Genomic DNA, 15,995 nt, shown 5'->3' on the forward strand with positions numbered 1-15,995 from the left:
GGTGTGGCATGACGGCCGCGCCCTATGCTCCCGCCGCAGCCGCAGGTCTGCCCGCCAGGGCGACCGCGTATCCGCGCCTCCGGTCTTGCCGGGCGGCGGATGCGGGCCAGCAACAACGACGGGCAGGGCGTTCGCGCACCGGCCCGCTAAAACGAGTCGTACATGCGTCCTGGGAGGGAGCACCATGTCAGTGCAACATCGCCATATTCCGGCAGGCCGGGCTGTGGGCCAGCGTTCGATCCGTGATTTCCGCCGCTCGGTGATGGCCATCAGTGTGGCCACGCTGCTCAGCGCGCAGGCCTATGCGCAGGATGCGACCACCCCTGCCGCGCCCGCCTCGGACGCCACCACCCAGCAGCTGGACACCGTGCAGGTCACCGGCACGCGCAGCAGCGTCACCAAGGCGCAGCTGGTCAAGCAGAACGCCGAACAGATCGTCGATTCGATCGTCGCCGAAGACATCGGCAAGCTGCCCGACAACAACGTTGCCGAGGCGCTGCAGCGCATCTCCGGCATCCAGATCACCCGCAACTATGGCGAAGGCAGCTCGATCGCTATCCGTGGTCTGACCCAGGTGCGCACCGAGCTCAATGGCCGTGACATCTTCACCGCCAACGACGGCCGCGGCCTGAGCTTCGAAGACGTGTCGGCCGAGTTGCTCGGCGGCGTCAACGTGTACAAGAACCCGTCTGCCGACATGATCGAAGGCGGCCTGGGCGGCACCGTCGACCTGCGCACGCGTCTGCCATTCGATTACGACGGCCGCAAGATCGCCGGCAGCGTGCAGTACAACTATTACGACCTCGCGGACGACGGCAAGCCGGCGTTCTCTGGCCTGTTCAGCGATCGCTGGCAGACCGGCATCGGCGAGATCGGCATCCTGGTGAACTACTCGCAGCAAAAGAGCCCGTTCCGCCAGGACACCATTTCGATCGAGCCGTGGTACACCCAGACCGATCTGCCGGGCTATGAAGGCCAGCAGATCTCGGTGCCGCACGGCGCCGGCATCAACACCACCGTCGGTGAGCGCGAGCGCAAGACCGGCGCGTTTGCGATGCAGTGGCGCCCGAACGATGCGGTCGAGGTCTATACGCAGGTGCTGCGTTCGGATTACGACTTCAGCTGGCACGACTATTCGTTCTTCGCGCTGACCGGCGCCAACCCGATGCAGGGCCTGCCCGGCATCCAGGTCAACAGCCGCAACGAGTTCGTCAACGGCTCGTTCCAGAACGTGCCGACCGAATCCAACACCAGCCTTACCGAGCGGCATTCGGTGACCACCGATTACTCGCTGGGCGCCAAGTGGACGGTCAACGAAAAGCTGACCCTGAGCACCGACTTCCAGTATGTCGATGCCACCACCACCGGCACGCGCTACATCCTGTCCACCGGTCAGGCCACCAGCCCGCAGTTCAATGTCGATTTCCGCGGCGATCTGCCGCGCTTGTCGGTGACCGATTCCAGCGGTGCGGAAGGCTATCTGGCCGACGTCAACAACTACAGCGGTTGGCGCTATCACCTGGACAACAAGGACGACAACACCGGCACCGAGTTCGCCTGGCGCTCCGATATGGATCTGGCGTTCGACAGCGACTTCGTGCGCAGCTTCAAGGCCGGTGTGCGTTACACCGACCGCGATGCCGAGACCAAGGGCAATATCTATCGCTTCATGTGCATCAACAATTGCGCAGGCGCGCCGTTCTCGCAGTACCCCAGCGTGGGCGTGGTGACCAATCCGATCACCGATTTCTTCCGTGGTCAGAGCCACGCCTTCGGGCCGACCCTGACCGCATCGGATGCGGCAGTGGCGAACTATCAGCAGACCTTGGCCACCTTCGGTGCCAGCCCGCTGGAATTTGCGCCCAACAACATCAACACGCAGACCGAGAAGACCTACGCGGCATACGGCGTGCTGCGCTTCGGCGTGGATGGCGACATCCCGTTCGACGGCAACATCGGCGTGCGCGTGGTGCGGACCGAAGTCGGCTCGCAGGGCGTGCGTACCGGCACCGACGCCGAAGGCGGCGGTCTGATTCCGGTCGATGCGCAGCAGACCTACACCGACGTGCTGCCCAGCTTGAACCTGCGTTGGATGCTGAGCGACCAGCTGCAGTGGCGTTTTGCGGCCTCGCGCGGCATTTCGCGCCCGACCTTCGACCGCCTCAATCCGAACCTGAGCCTGAGCACCGGCACCTCCAATGGCGCGTCGACCTTCACCGGCAACGCGGGTAACCCGAACCTGGAAGCGGTCAAGGCCGACCAGTTCGACACCGCGCTGGAGTGGTACTTCGGCCAGGGCTCGATGATGTACGGCACCCTGTTCTACAAGAAGGTGGAAGGCTTCATCGCCAACGCCGTCTTCAACGAGGTGTACGACGGCCAGGTGTGGCAGATCACCCGTCCGGTCAATGGCGACTCGGGCAAGATCCGCGGCGCGGAACTGGGCTACACGCAGTTCTTCGACTTCCTGCCGGGCTGGTTGAGCGGCTTCGGCCTGCAGACCAACTACACCTACGTCGACAGCGAGGCCCCGAGCCCGACTGCCACCGACACCAACGGCCAGTCGTTGACGGTGCCGCTGGAAGGCTTGTCCAAGAACAGCTACAACGCGATCCTCAGCTACGAAACGTCGCGCTTCCAGGGCCGTGTGGCCTACAACTGGCGCAGCGACTGGCTGGTGACCACCGCAGGCAACGGCACCGGCAATCTGCCGGTCTACAACAAGGGCTTCGGCCAGCTGGATGCCTCGCTTCGTTACAACATCAATGCTGTGTGGTCGATTTCGCTGGACGGCGTGAATCTGCTCGATACCCGTCGCGAAAGCTACCTGGGTAACGAGTCGCGCTACCGCGACTTTGTGATCAACGATCGTCGGTATGGCCTGACGTTGCGGGCCAGCCTGTAGAACGCGCCGTAGGAAGTGCGTCTCCGGTCCGGCGAGCTGTGCAGGCAGCTCGTTGGACCGGTGTTTTTCCTATCGATGGCGCTGCCGTCGATCGCGAAGGGAGCCGGAGGAATGATCGCCATGATCGATCCGCCTACTAAGCGCCGCCTTTTCGCAGCACATGCGTGGCCGACTGCCGTTTGCCTGGCGCTGGTGTTGCTCTTCATGACGTCTCACGTGCAAGCGGCCGAGCCCGTCACGCAGGGGCCTTACCAGTGGCGCAGCGTGGCCATTGGCGGTGGCGGCTTTGTCACCGGTGTGCTGTTTCATCCCGCCGAACGCGATCTTGCCTATGCGCGCACCGATGTCGGTGGCGCGTATCGCTGGGATGCGCGAACGCAACGGTGGGTGGCACTGACCGACTGGTTGGGCGCCGACGACTGGAATCTGATGGGCATCGATGCGTTCGCCATCGACCCTGCCAATCCCGAGGCCATCTATCTGGCCGCCGGGACCTATATGCACGCGCGCGCCGGCAATGCGGCGGTGCTGCGCTCGTTCGATCGCGGCCGCAGCTTCGAGCGCGCCGATCTGCCGTTCAAACTGGGCGGCAATCAACTGGGCCGCGCCAACGGCGAACGGCTGGCGGTGGACCCGCACGACGGCCGTGTGCTGTTGCTGGGCGCACGCGATGCAGGCCTGTGGCGCAGCGACGATCGCGGCGCGCACTGGGCGCGGGTGGACGGATTTCCTGCCCAGGCACTGGCCGGTGCCACCGCGCGCAACCATGTCGGAGGCGAGCAGGCGGTGGGGATCGCCTTTGTCGTGTTCGACGCCGCCAGCGGTCGCGCTGGCAGTCCCACGCCACGGATCTACGTTGGCGTTTCCACCGCACACACCAGCCTGTATGTGTCCGACGACGCCGGTCGCACCTGGTCGGCGGTGGCCGGGCAGCCGCACGGCTTGCGCCCCAGCCATATGGACGGCGGCCGCGATGGGCAGTGGTATCTCAGCTACGGCGATCAGCCCGGCCCGGACTTGATGGCCGGTGGTGCGTTGTGGAAGTACAGCCCGGCGCAGGCGCGCTGGAGCGAGATCAGCCCGATTCCGCAGCCGGCCAACGGCGATGGTTTCGGCTGGGGCGCGGTGGCGGTGGACCCGCACGATCCGCAGGTGTTGTTGGCCAGCACCTTCCGCCGGCGGACGCCGCGCGATGAGCTGTTTCGTAGCGTCGATGGCGGCAGGCACTGGACGCCGTTGTTGGCCGATGCGGTGTTCGATCACAGCGCCGCGCCGTGGACCGCGCAGGCCACACCGCACTGGATGGGCGCATTGGCGATCGATCCGTTCGACAGCAACCACGCGCTGTTCGTCACCGGCTACGGCATCTGGGCCTCGCGCAATCTGCGCGATTTCGCCGGCACGCGGCAGCCGTTGCACTGGTGGTTCCAGGACCGGGGGCTGGAAGAAACCGTACCGTTGGAACTGCTCAGCCCGATGGCGGGCGCGCCTCTGCTCAGCGCGCTGGGCGATATCGATGGGTTTCGCCACGACACGCTGGATACCGCGCAGCTGCAGTATGTCGGCCCGCGCCTGACCAATGGCGAGAGCATCGATGCTGCAGGGCAGGCGCCGCTGACGGTGGTGCGTAGCGGCACCGTGCGCGAGCGTCGTAACAACGAGATCCGCGCGCTGCTGTCGCGCGACGGTGGTGCGCACTGGAGCGCGTTTGCCAGCGAGCCGCCGGCCGGGCAGGGCGCGGGCACCATTGCCATCGCAGCCGATGCATCGCAGGTGGTCTGGACGCCCGACCACGGCGGCAACTGGCGTACTGCTGATTTCGGCAAGCAATGGCAGCGTGTGCAAGGGCTGCCCGACACGGCGGTGGTGGTGGCCGACCGCGTCGATGCGCAGCGCTGGTATGCCGCCGACACCGTCAGCGGACGCTTTTACGAAAGTACCGATGGCGCGGCCAGCTTCCGCGATACCGGGCACCAGGTCGGCAACCCTGCACGCGATGAGCGTGCGCGTCCGCAGCTGCGCCCCGACCCCTGGCGTGCCGGCGTGGTGTATCTGGCCAGCCCTTCGCTGGGCGTGATGCGTTGGCAGAACGGACGCTTGCAGACCCTTTCCAAGCCTGACGAAGCGCGCTCGCTGGGCATCGGCAAGCCACTGCGCGAGGGCGCACCGCCGGCGCTGTATCTGGCCGGGCGCGTGGCCGGCGTGGATGGCGTATTTCGCTCCGACGACGAAGGCGCGCAGTGGCTGCGCATCAACGACGACGCGCACCGTTTCGGCAAGCCTTACAGCGTCACCGGCGACCCGCGACGGCCTGGTCGCGTCTACTTCGCCACCGGTGGCCGTGGCATTTTTTACGGTGATCCACGATGAGCGCTGCGTGCCTGCGCGCGGCATCGCGCTGCCGTACCTTGACCCGCTGCATTCCCTATCGCCTCGTTGCGCGCCGACCGGCCGCGCCGCTCCTGGAGATCACCGCATGACCGCACCTCTCGTTCGCCGCGCCTGCCTGCTGGGCCTGGTGCTGGCCAGCCCGCTCGCGCTGGCCCAGCCGACCCTGCCGCTGTTGTTTGCCGATGGCGCGGTGTTGCAGCGCGACCAGCCCATGCCGGTGTGGGGGTGGGCATCGCCCAATGCCGCGATCACGGTCAGCTTCGATGGCAAGCGCGCCACCGCCAAGGCCGACGCGCAGGGCGCATGGAAGGTGAGCCTGCCCGCGCACAAGGCGGGCGGCCCGTACGTGTTGAGCGTGCAGGGCGATGGCGGGCAGCTGCAGGTCCGCGACGTGCTGGTCGGCGATGTATGGCTGGCCAGCGGGCAGTCGAATATGGAATTTACGTTGGCGCAGGCCAGCGATGGTCCGCAGGCGGTCGCCGCCGCCAACGACCCGCAGTTGCGTCACTTCAAGGTGCCCAAGTCGTGGTCGGTGCAGCCGGAAGCGCGCCTGACCGGCGGCGAGTGGAAGGCCGCCACGCCGGAAACCGCCGGCGAATTCACCGCGGTGGGGTATTTCTTCGCCAAGGAACTGCGCGCCAGCACCGGCGTGCCGATCGGTATCGTCAACAGTACCTGGGGCGGCAGTGCGATTGAGGCGTGGATGGACGCCGCGTCGCTGGGGTTGAATGCCGCGCAGAACCAGGGCGCGATCGAGGCGATCAAGCAACGCGACGCTGCCGCACAGGCCGCCACCGGCAAGCGTATCGCGCGCTGGCCCAAGGTCGACGGCGACATGCCGCAGTGGCGCGACGCCGAGTTCGACGACAGCGATTGGGACAGCATTCCCACCAGCCAGCAATGGGAGTCCAACGGTTACGACGGCATGGACGGTATCGCCTGGTACCGCACCACGGTGACCTTGAGCGCTGCCGAGGCCAAGGCCGGCGTCACGCTGGGCGTGGGCCAGATCGACGATTCGGACATCACCTACGTCAACGGCCAGCAGGTAGGCAGCACCGAAAAGCAATGGAATCTGCCGCGCGTTTACAGCGTGCCGGCGGCGGCACTGCATGCCGGCGTCAATCACATCGCCGTACGGGTGGAAGACCTCAGCGGCGGTGGCGGCATGCACGGCCCGGACGAGCAGCGCTTCGTGCAGACCAGCGATGGCGCCAAGCGCGTGCTGAGCGGCTGGAAATTCCGCCCGGCGCAGGTGCGTGTGTCGTTGGTCGACAACAAGAACCAGCTGCCCACGCTGCTCTACAACCAGATGATTCACCCGCTGCAGCCGTTCCCGGTCAAAGGCGTGATCTGGTACCAGGGCGAAACCAACGCCACCGACAGCGGAGCAGTCAAATATCGCAAACAGTTCGCCGCGATGATCCAGCAATGGCGTGCCGAGCGCGGCGCCAAGGCGCTGCCGTTTTTGTGGGTGCAGCTGGCCAACTTCAAGGCCGGCGGCGACAAGGGCGAGCTGAGCCCGTGGGCGCTGTTGCGCGAGTCGCAGTCCAAGACGCTGGCGCTGCCGGCGACCGGGCAGGCGGTGATCATCGATATCGGCAACCCCACCGACATCCATCCCACCAACAAGCGCGATGTCGGCCATCGCTTGGCATTGGCGGCGCGGCACGTGGCGTATGGCGAAACCTTGGTGTACAGCGCGCCGGTGTTCAAGCGGGTAACGTTTGAAGGTGGCAAGGCGGTGCTGACATTCGACCTGCAGGGCAGTGCGCTGCAGGTACGTGGCGGCGGTGCAGTGCAGGGCTTCCGTGTCGCTGGTGCCGACAAGCAGTTCCATCCGGCCACCGCGCGCATCGACGGCGATCAGGTGAGCGTGCGCAGCGATGCGGTGCCTGCACCGGTGGCCGTGCGCTACGGCTGGAGCGAGAACCCCGACGACGCCAACCTGATCAATCGCGACGCCCTTCCTGTTTCCCCCTTCCGCACCGATACCTGGTGACACGGAGCCTTATGTCCATGTATTCCCCCGTTGCACATGCCATCTCTTGCTCCAACGCGCGGCGTTGCCTGCGTCCGCTGCTGCTGTCCGCGCTGACGCTGGCCCTGGCTGCCTGTCAGTCCGGCGAGCAGGGCCAAGCAGATAAGCGCGCGGCTTCCGCGCCGGCTGCAAGCACCGCCGCGGCAACGCCGGCCAGCGCACAGACGCCGGTCGCACAGACACCGATGCCGCAGTTCGTCAGCAAGGACGGCAAGCATGCCTTGATGGTCGACGGCGCGCCGTTCCTGATCCTGGGCGCGCAGGTCAACAACTCCAGCAACTATCCCGGCGTGATGGACAAGGTGTGGCCGGCCATGCAGGTGCTGGGCCCCAACACCGTGCAGGTGCCGATCGCCTGGGAACAGGTCGAGCCGGAAGAAGGCAAGTTCGATTTCTCCTTCGTCGACACGCTGCTGAGCCAGGCGCGCGAGCACAAGGTGCGGCTGGTGCTGCTGTGGTTTGCGACCTGGAAGAACAATGGCCCGGCCTATGCGCCGTTGTGGGTCAAGGCCGACAACCAGCGCTTCCCGCGTGTGATCACTCGCGAGGGCAAGGCGATCGGATCGCTGTCGCCGCATGCGCAGACCACGCTGGATGCCGATCGCAAGGCCTTCGTCGCCTTCATGCAGCACCTGAAAAAGGTCGACCCGCAACACACCGTGATCATGATCCAGCCGGAAAACGAGCCGGGCACCTACGGCAGCGTGCGCGACTTTTCGCCGATGGCGCAAAAACTTTTCGACGGCCCGGTCCCGGAGACACTGCTCAAACGCTTGAACAAGCAGCCGGGTAGCTGGGCGCAGGTGTTCGGCGCCGATGCCGATGAAATCTTCCATGCGTGGTCGATCGGCCGTTACATCGATCAGGTCGCCGAAGCCGGCAAGGCCGAGTATCCGTTGCCGATGTACGTCAATGCCGCGCTGCGTGGCCCGTTCAATCCGGGACAGCCCGGCCAGTACGCCAGCGGTGGCCCCACCGACAACGTGCTCGATGTCTGGAAGGCGGCCGGCCCGCATATCGATCTGCTGGCGCCGGACATCTACATGCCCGAATACCGCATGTACACCACCGTGCTGGAGCGTTACGCGCGCCCGGACAATGCCTTGTTCGTGGCCGAAACCGGCAACCGCCCCGAATACGCGCGTTACCTGTATCCCACGCTGGGCCATAACGGTATCGGCTGGTCGGCGTTCGGCATGGACTACACGCGCTATTCCAACTATCCGCTGGGCGCCAAGCACGTCAACGAAGAAACGCTGGCGCCGTTCGCGCTCGGCTTCCAGGCGGTCAGCATGGGCATGCGCCCGTTCGCCAAGGCCGCCTCCGAAGGCAAGCTGCACGGCACCGCCGAAGAGCCCGGCCAGGCCGTGCAGGAGCTCAAGCTCAACGACCGCTGGAGCGCCACCATTACCTACGGTGTGCCGCAGTTCTGGTTCAAGGGCGAGCCGCCGGGCAATCCGGAACCGATCGGCGCGGCGTTGATCGCCGAGCTGGGCCCGGACGAATTTCTGGTCACCGGTTACCACGTGCGCGTGACCTTGCACCCGGCCAGCGACGCTACCGCCAACATGTTCTACGACCGTGTCGAGGAAGGCGTGTACGACGACACCCAGTGGAAGTTCCAGCGCAACTGGAATGGCGACCAGACCGATTATGGCGTCAATTTTTCCAGCGTGCCGCAGCTGCTCAAGATCAAGCTCGCCACCTACAAATAATCAGCAACCCATGCGCTGCGGCCCCCGCGGCAGCGTTTCGCAATTCAAAGGGAGTGACCATGCAAACCACCATCCGTTCCGCCGGCGCCGCGCCTGCACACCGACGTACACCGCTTGCCTATTGCCTGGCGTTGTCGCTGGCCCTGCTGGCCAATGCCGCGCATGCGCAGGACGTGCGCAAGGCCGCCGATGGCGTCACCGTGGTGCCGAGCGCCAAGGGCGCCGCACCGGTGCGCCTGCAGGTGGTCGATGCCGGCATCATCCGCGTCAGTGCCGATCCGGACGGCGACTTCGCACGCAGCCCCAGCTTGATGCGCGTGCCGGTGCAGGGCGATAGCGCCTTCCAGCTGGCCGAGCAGGGCGACAGCGTGCAGCTGAAGACCGGCAAGGTGACCGCCACGGTGTCCACCGTCGATGGCCATGTCAGCTTCGCCGATGCCAATGGCAAGCCGGTGCTGTCCGAAGTGGCCGGCGGGCGCAGCTTTGCCCCGCTCAAGGTCGAAGGCAAGCAGTACCTGAGCGTGCGCCAGCGCTTCCAGTCGCCCGATGACGAAGCGTTGTACGGCTTCGGCCAGCACCAGCAGGGCTGGATGAATCAGAAGGGCCGCAACGTCGAATTGCAGCAGAACAACATCGACATGGCGGTGCCGTACCTGGTGTCCAGCCGCAACTACGGCCTGCTGTGGGACAACAACTCGATCAGCCGCCTGGGCGACCCGCGCGGCCTGCAGCCGCTGCCCAAGACGCTCAAGTTGTACGACGCCAAGGGCAAGGCCGGCGCACTGACCGCACGCTATGCCATCAACGGCAAGCAGGTGCTGGAGCGCCGCGAGAACGAGGTGAACTACCAGTACCTCAGCGACCTGACCAAGTTCCCGAAGAAGGCCATCACCAAGGACAAGGACAGCCGCATGCAGGTCACCTGGGAGGGCGAGATCGAAGCGCTCACCGGTGGCGAGCACACGTTCTCGCTGTATTCGAGCGAATACGCCAAGTTGTACGTCGACGGCAAGCTGGTGATCGATCGCTGGCGGCAGAACTGGAACCCGTGGAATCACGAGTTCAAGCTGGAGCTGGAGCCGGGCAAGCGCCACACCGTCAAGGTCGAATGGGATCTGATCGACCCCAGCTACATCGCGTTGCTGCATCGCGACCCGCTGCCGGCAGCGGAAGCCAAGGATCTGTCGCTGTGGTCCGAAGCCGGCCAGATGATCGACTACTACTTCGTCTCGGCCGATTCCTACGATCAGGCCGTTGCCGGCTACCGCGAACTCACCGGCAAGTCGGTGATGCTGCCCAAGTGGGCCTATGGTTTCTGGCAGAGCCGCGAGCGTTACAAGAGCCAGGATGAGCTGGTCGGCGTGCTGGCCGAGTACCGCAAGCGCAAGCTGTCGCTGGACAACATCGTGCTCGACTGGTCGTACTGGCCCGAGAACGCCTGGGGTTCGCATGATTTCGACCCGAAGCACTTCCCGGATCCGGATGGCATGGTCAAGGCCGTGCACGACATGCACGCGCAGATCATGATTTCGATCTGGCCCAAGTTCTATCCCACCACCGCCAACTACAAGGAACTGGATGCCGCCGGCTTCATGTACAAGCGCAACGTGGAAGTAGGCGAGCTGGACTGGATTGGCAAGGGCTACAAGAACTCGTTCTACGACCCGTACTCGGAGAAGGCGCAGGCCATCTACTGGCGCCAGGTCAACGAGAAGCTCAACAGCAAGGGCTTCGATGCCTGGTGGATGGACGCCGACGAGCCGGACGTACACTCCAACCTGGACATCGGCGAGCGCAAGGCACGCACCACGCCGAACGCGCTGGGCTCGTCCACCGAGTACTTCAATTCCTACCCGCTGCCGCACACCCATGGCGTGTACGAAGGCGACCGCGCGGCCGACGACAAGCGCGTGTTCATCCTCTCGCGCAAGGGCTATGCAGGTACCCAGCGCAATGCGGTGGCGGTATGGAGCGGCGACATCGTGTCGCGTTGGGACGACATGCACGACCAGATTTCCGCCGGCGTCAACATGGCGCTGTCGGGCCTGCCCAACTGGACTTTCGACATCGGCGGGTTTGCGGTGGAGAAGCGCTACGAGAACCAGGACCCGGCGCATCTGCCGGAATGGCGCGAGCTCAATACGCGCTGGTTCCAGTTCGGTGCGTTCGTGCCGATCTTCCGCTCGCACGGCCAGTTCCCGTATCGCGAAATCTGGAACATCGCCCCGGAAGGCACGCCGTTCTACGACAGCATGGCGTACTACAACCGGCTGCGTTACGCGTTGCTGCCGTACATCTACAGCCTGGCCGGCGATACCTATCAGCGCGATGGCGTGATCATGCGCGGAATGATGATGGACTTCCCGGATGATGCGAAGGCGCGCGACATCAACGACCAGTACCTGTTCGGACCGGCGTTCCTGGTCGCACCGGTGACCCGCTTCGGCGCCACCTCGCGTCAGGTGTATCTGCCGGCCGGCACCAGCTGGCTCGATTTCGCCACCGGCAAGCGTTACGACGGCGGCCAGACCATCGAAGCGGCCGCGCCGATCGAACGCATGCCGCTGTTCGTGCGTGCCGGCTCCATCGTGCCGACCGGCCCGGTGCAGGAATATGTAGACCAAAAACCCGACGCGCCGCTGACCGTGGTGGTCTACACCGGCGCCGACGGCCAGTTCTCGCTGTACGAAGACGATGGCAAGGGCTATGGCTACGAAAAGGGCGAGTTCAGCCGCATTCCGCTGGTGTGGAACCAGGCCAAGGGTGAGCTGAGTATCGGCAAGCGCGAAGGCAGCTGGACCGGCATGCAGGCCCAGCGCACCATCAATGTGCGCTTCGTCGATGGCCCGCGCGACGATGCCGGTGCGCTCGAGCCCAAGACCGACACCAGCCTCCAGTACGACGGCAAGGCGGTCAGCGTGTTGCAGCGCAAGATTGCGTCCGGCAAAGCGCGTCGTCGATGATCGCAGGCTGTCTTCAGTCGATGAGCAAGCAGATGCCGGAACGCCGCAAGGCAGTCGCGGGCGGTTCCGGTGATGCAGCACGGCGGTGGCCGTGCTGACCCGTCGGGAACTGTGCAAGGCAACCGGGGCCGCGATGGCGGTCCTGGGCGCCGCACCGGTTGCCGCACAGGCCGCACCGTCTTCCAAACACGCCGCGTCGCCGCCCGTGGCGCCCGCTGACGCATTGCAGCTGTGGTACCGAGAACCGGCCAACGAATGGGTGGAGGCCTTGCCGGTCGGCAATGGCCGACTCGGCGCGATGGTGTGGGGCGGTATTGCCCACGAGCGCCTGCAACTCAACGAAGACACCCTCTACGCTGGCGGGCCCTACGATTCCACCAGCCCGGAGGGATTGGCCGCGTTGCCGCAGGTGCGTGCGCTGATCTTTGCCGGCCGCTATGCCGAGGCCGAACAACTGGCCGATGCCAAGCTGCTCTCGCGCCCGCTCAAGCAGATGCCGTATCAACCGCTGGGCGATCTGTTGCTGGATTTCGATCGTGTCGACGGCATCAGCGAATATCGCCGTCAGCTGGATCTGGACACCGCAGTGGCCACCACCAGCTTCCGCTCTGGCGGCGTGTTGCATCGGCGCGAGGTGTTCGTCTCTGCGCAGTCGCAATGCATCGTGGTGCGTCTGTCGTGCGAGCGGCCGCGGGCGATTTCCTTGCGCGTGGGCATCGATAGCCCGCAACACGGCGAGGTCACCGCAGAGCAGGGCGGTTTGCTGTTCACCGGCCGCAACGGCAGCTTTGCCGGCATCGACGGCAAGTTGCGGTTTGCGTTGCGCGTGCTGCCGCAGGTGAAAGGCGGCAAGGTGACTGCGTTGCGCGATCGCTTGCGTATCGAAGGCGCCGATGAAGTTGTCTTGCTGCTCACCGCAGCCACCAGTTACCAACGCTTCGACGCAGTAGATGGCGACCCGCTCGCAGGCACCGCAGCCAGCCTGCGCAAGGCCCAAACCCTGGACTACGTCGCATTGCTGCGCACGCATCTTGCCGATCACCAACGCCTGTTCCGGCGTGTGGCGATCGACCTGGGCACCAGCGACGCGGCAGCGCTACCCACCGACCAACGCGTACAGCGGTTTGCCGGCGGCAACGACCCGGCATTGGCCGCGCTCTACCATCAGTACGGCCGCTATCTGCTGATCTGCAGCTCGCGGCCCGGCTCCCAGCCGGCCAACCTGCAGGGCATCTGGAACGACCTGATGCAGCCGCCGTGGGAAAGCAAGTACACCATCAACATCAACACCGAGATGAACTACTGGCCCAGCGAGGCCAACGCCTTGCACGAGTGCGTGGAACCGCTGGAATCCATGCTGTTCGACCTGGCCACCACCGGCGCGCATACCGCACGTACGCTCTACGACGCACCCGGCTGGGTGGTGCACAACAACACCGATCTCTGGCGTCAGGCCGGGCCCATCGATGGCGCCAAGTGGAGCCTGTGGCCGATGGGCGGGGTGTGGTTGTTGCAGCAGCTGTGGGACCGCTGGGACTACGGGCGCGACCGTGCGTATCTGAGCAAGATCTACCCGTTGTTCAAGGGTGCGGCGGAGTTCTTCGTTGCCACCTTAATGCGCGACCCGCAAACGGGCGCGATGGTGACCAATCCATCGATGTCGCCGGAAAACCAGCATCCGTTCGGCGCTGCCGTGTGTGCCGGGCCGACCATGGATGCGCAGCTGTTGCGCGACCTGTTCGCGCAGTGCATCGCGATGAGCAAGGTGCTTGATGTCGATGCAGCGCTGGCGCAGCAGCTGGCCACGCTGCGCGAGCAACTGCCGCCCAACCGCATCGGCAAGGCGGGGCAGTTGCAGGAGTGGCAGCAGGATTGGGATATGGACGCGCCGGAGATCCACCACCGTCACGTCTCGCATCTCTACGCGCTGCATCCGTCGAGCCAGATCAATTTGCGCGATACCCCGGAGCTGGCCGCTGCCGCCAGGCGTTCGCTGGAAATCCGTGGCGACAACGCCACTGGCTGGGGGATCGGCTGGCGGCTGAATCTGTGGGCACGGCTGGCCGATGGCGAGCATGCGTATCGCATCCTGCAACTGCTGATTTCGCCCGAGCGCACCTACCCGAACCTGTTCGACGCACATCCGCCGTTCCAGATCGACGGCAACTTCGGCGGCACCGCCGGCATCACCGAAATGCTGTTGCAAAGCTGGGGCGGCAGTGTGTTCCTGCTCCCCGCCTTGCCCGCTGCCTGGCCGCGCGGCAGCGTGCGCGGCCTGCGCGTGCGTGGCGGCGCCAGCATCGATCTGGAATGGGATGGCGGTCGCTTGCAGCAGGCACGCCTGCACAGTGATCGTGGCGGACGCTATCAACTGTCCTATGCAGGGCAGACCCTGGACCTGGAACTGGGCGCGGGCCGCACCCAGCAGGTGGGACTCAACAACAACCGATTGGTGAAGCAATGAGCTTGTACGTAGGACTGGACGTGGGCACGCAGAGCGTCAAGCTGGTGGCCTACGACGCCCAGGAGCGCGCCGTGATCGCCACGATTGCCGCACCGATGGAGCTGATCAGCCGCGATGACGGCACCCGCGAGCAGCAGGCGCAGTGGTGGGTCGATGGCATCGTGCACTGCTTCGCGCAGCTCGATGGCGAACAGCGCGCGCGCGTACGCGGTATCTCGGTGTCGGGCCAACAGCACGGCTTCGTGCCGGTGGCTGCCGATGGCAGCGTCACCGCGCCGGTCAAGCTGTGGTGCGATACCAGCACGGCGCTGGAGTGCGACGAAATCATGGACGCGGTGGGCGGCGCGGCAGGCAGCGTGGCTGCCGCAGGCAACCCGATCCTGGCCGGCTACACCGCATCCAAACTGCCGTGGACGCGCAAGCATCGCCCTGAGGCGTATGCGGCGATGACCACGGTGATGCTGCCGCATGATTACATCAATTTCTGGCTCACCGGCGAACGCTTTGCCGAAGTGGGCGATGCCTCCGGTACCGGCTGGCTGGATGTACGCACGCGTCAGTGGTCCGAGCGGATGCTCGGCGCCGTCGATGCACAGCGTGACCTGCGCGCGGCGTTGCCGCCGCTGGTGGAAACCGGCGCGGTGTATGCGTTGTCCGATGCGGCCGCCGATGCATTGAAGTTGCCGGCCGGCGTGCGCGTCACCACCGGCGGTGGCGACAACATGATGGCGGCCATCGGCACCGGCAATGTGGTGCCGGGCCGCCTGACGATGAGCCTGGGCACCAGTGGCACCTTGTTCGCCTACGCCGATCATCCGGTGGTGGACGACGACGCACGCTGGGCCGCGTTCTGCTCGTCCAGCGGCGGCTGGTTGCCGCTGATCTGCACCATGAACTGCACCGTCGCCACCGAAGCGGTGATGCGCATGTTCTCCATCCCCCGCGAGCAGACCGAAGCGATGATTGCCGGCACCGCACCCGGTGCCGACGGTCTGGTGTTGTTGCCGTTCTTCAACGGCGAGCGCACACCCAATTTGCCCGATGCACGCGGCTGTTTGTTCGGTATGGATCTGCACAACACCACCGCTGCGCATTTCTATCGCGCCGCGATGGAAGGGGCGACCTATAGCCTGCGCAATGGCTTCGACGCCTTCGTCGCGGCCGGCCTGCAGTTCGATACCATCCTGCTCACCGGCGGCGGCAGCAAGAGCGCGCAGTGGCGGCAGATGGTGGCCGACGTATTCAATCTGCAGGTCGTGGTGCCGACCCAACCCGAAGGCGCCGCCTTCGGTGCCGCGCTGCAAGCGTTGTGGGCCTGCGACCGCGACGATGGTGGCGATGCCGCGTTGTCGGAGGTGGTGCTGGAGCACCTGCAGGTAGACGACGCGCTCGCTGCTCAGCCCGACCCGCAGCGCGTGGCCCAGTATCAGCAGCACTACCAAGCCTTCCTCAAGCACCTGCACGTCGTCAGCCCGCTCTACGCTGACTGATTCACCACTCCCCCAGAACCAAGGAC

The 15,995-nt window shown here is 65.5% G+C and carries 7 protein-coding genes; all 7 read left to right on the top strand.

The features are described from left to right. Positions 1-184: 184 nt before the first annotated feature. The 7 genes from XdyCFBP7245_RS18130 to xylB all read left to right on the top strand — a co-directional run bounded on the left by XdyCFBP7245_RS18130 (position 185) and on the right by xylB (position 15,969). Positions 185-2,905, top strand: coding sequence for a TonB-dependent receptor (locus XdyCFBP7245_RS18130; RefSeq protein ID WP_104616892.1), 2,721 nt, complete (start codon positions 185-187; stop codon positions 2,903-2,905). Positions 2,906-3,016: 111 nt separating this feature from the next. Beyond that, complete coding sequence (locus XdyCFBP7245_RS18135) at positions 3,017-5,275, top strand: beta propeller repeat protein (RefSeq protein WP_104616893.1); 2,259 nt, start codon at positions 3,017-3,019, stop codon at positions 5,273-5,275. A gap of 106 nt (positions 5,276-5,381) precedes the next feature. Then, entirely contained in the window at positions 5,382-7,298 is a 1,917-nt protein-coding gene (locus XdyCFBP7245_RS18140; protein ID WP_104616894.1) for a sialate O-acetylesterase, read from the top strand. A gap of 11 nt (positions 7,299-7,309) precedes the next feature. Continuing rightward, positions 7,310-9,052, top strand: a complete 1,743-nt coding sequence (galD, locus tag XdyCFBP7245_RS18145; RefSeq protein ID WP_170068705.1) for a GH35 family beta-galactosidase GalD — start codon at positions 7,310-7,312, stop codon at positions 9,050-9,052. Positions 9,053-9,111: 59 nt separating this feature from the next. Continuing rightward, entirely contained in the window at positions 9,112-12,015 is a 2,904-nt protein-coding gene (locus XdyCFBP7245_RS18150; protein ID WP_104616895.1) for a TIM-barrel domain-containing protein, read from the top strand. A gap of 133 nt (positions 12,016-12,148) precedes the next feature. Further along, complete coding sequence (locus tag XdyCFBP7245_RS18155; protein WP_104616911.1) at positions 12,149-14,479, top strand: glycoside hydrolase family 95 protein; 2,331 nt, start codon at positions 12,149-12,151, stop codon at positions 14,477-14,479. Continuing rightward, positions 14,476-15,969, top strand: a complete 1,494-nt coding sequence (xylB, locus tag XdyCFBP7245_RS18160; protein ID WP_104616896.1) for a xylulokinase — start codon at positions 14,476-14,478, stop codon at positions 15,967-15,969. Before XdyCFBP7245_RS18155 ends, xylB begins: the two co-directional genes overlap by 4 nt. Positions 15,970-15,995 lie beyond the last annotated feature (26 nt).

The sequence above is a fragment of the Xanthomonas dyei genome, from assembly GCF_002939865.1.
Lineage (GTDB): Bacteria > Pseudomonadota > Gammaproteobacteria > Xanthomonadales > Xanthomonadaceae > Xanthomonas > Xanthomonas dyei.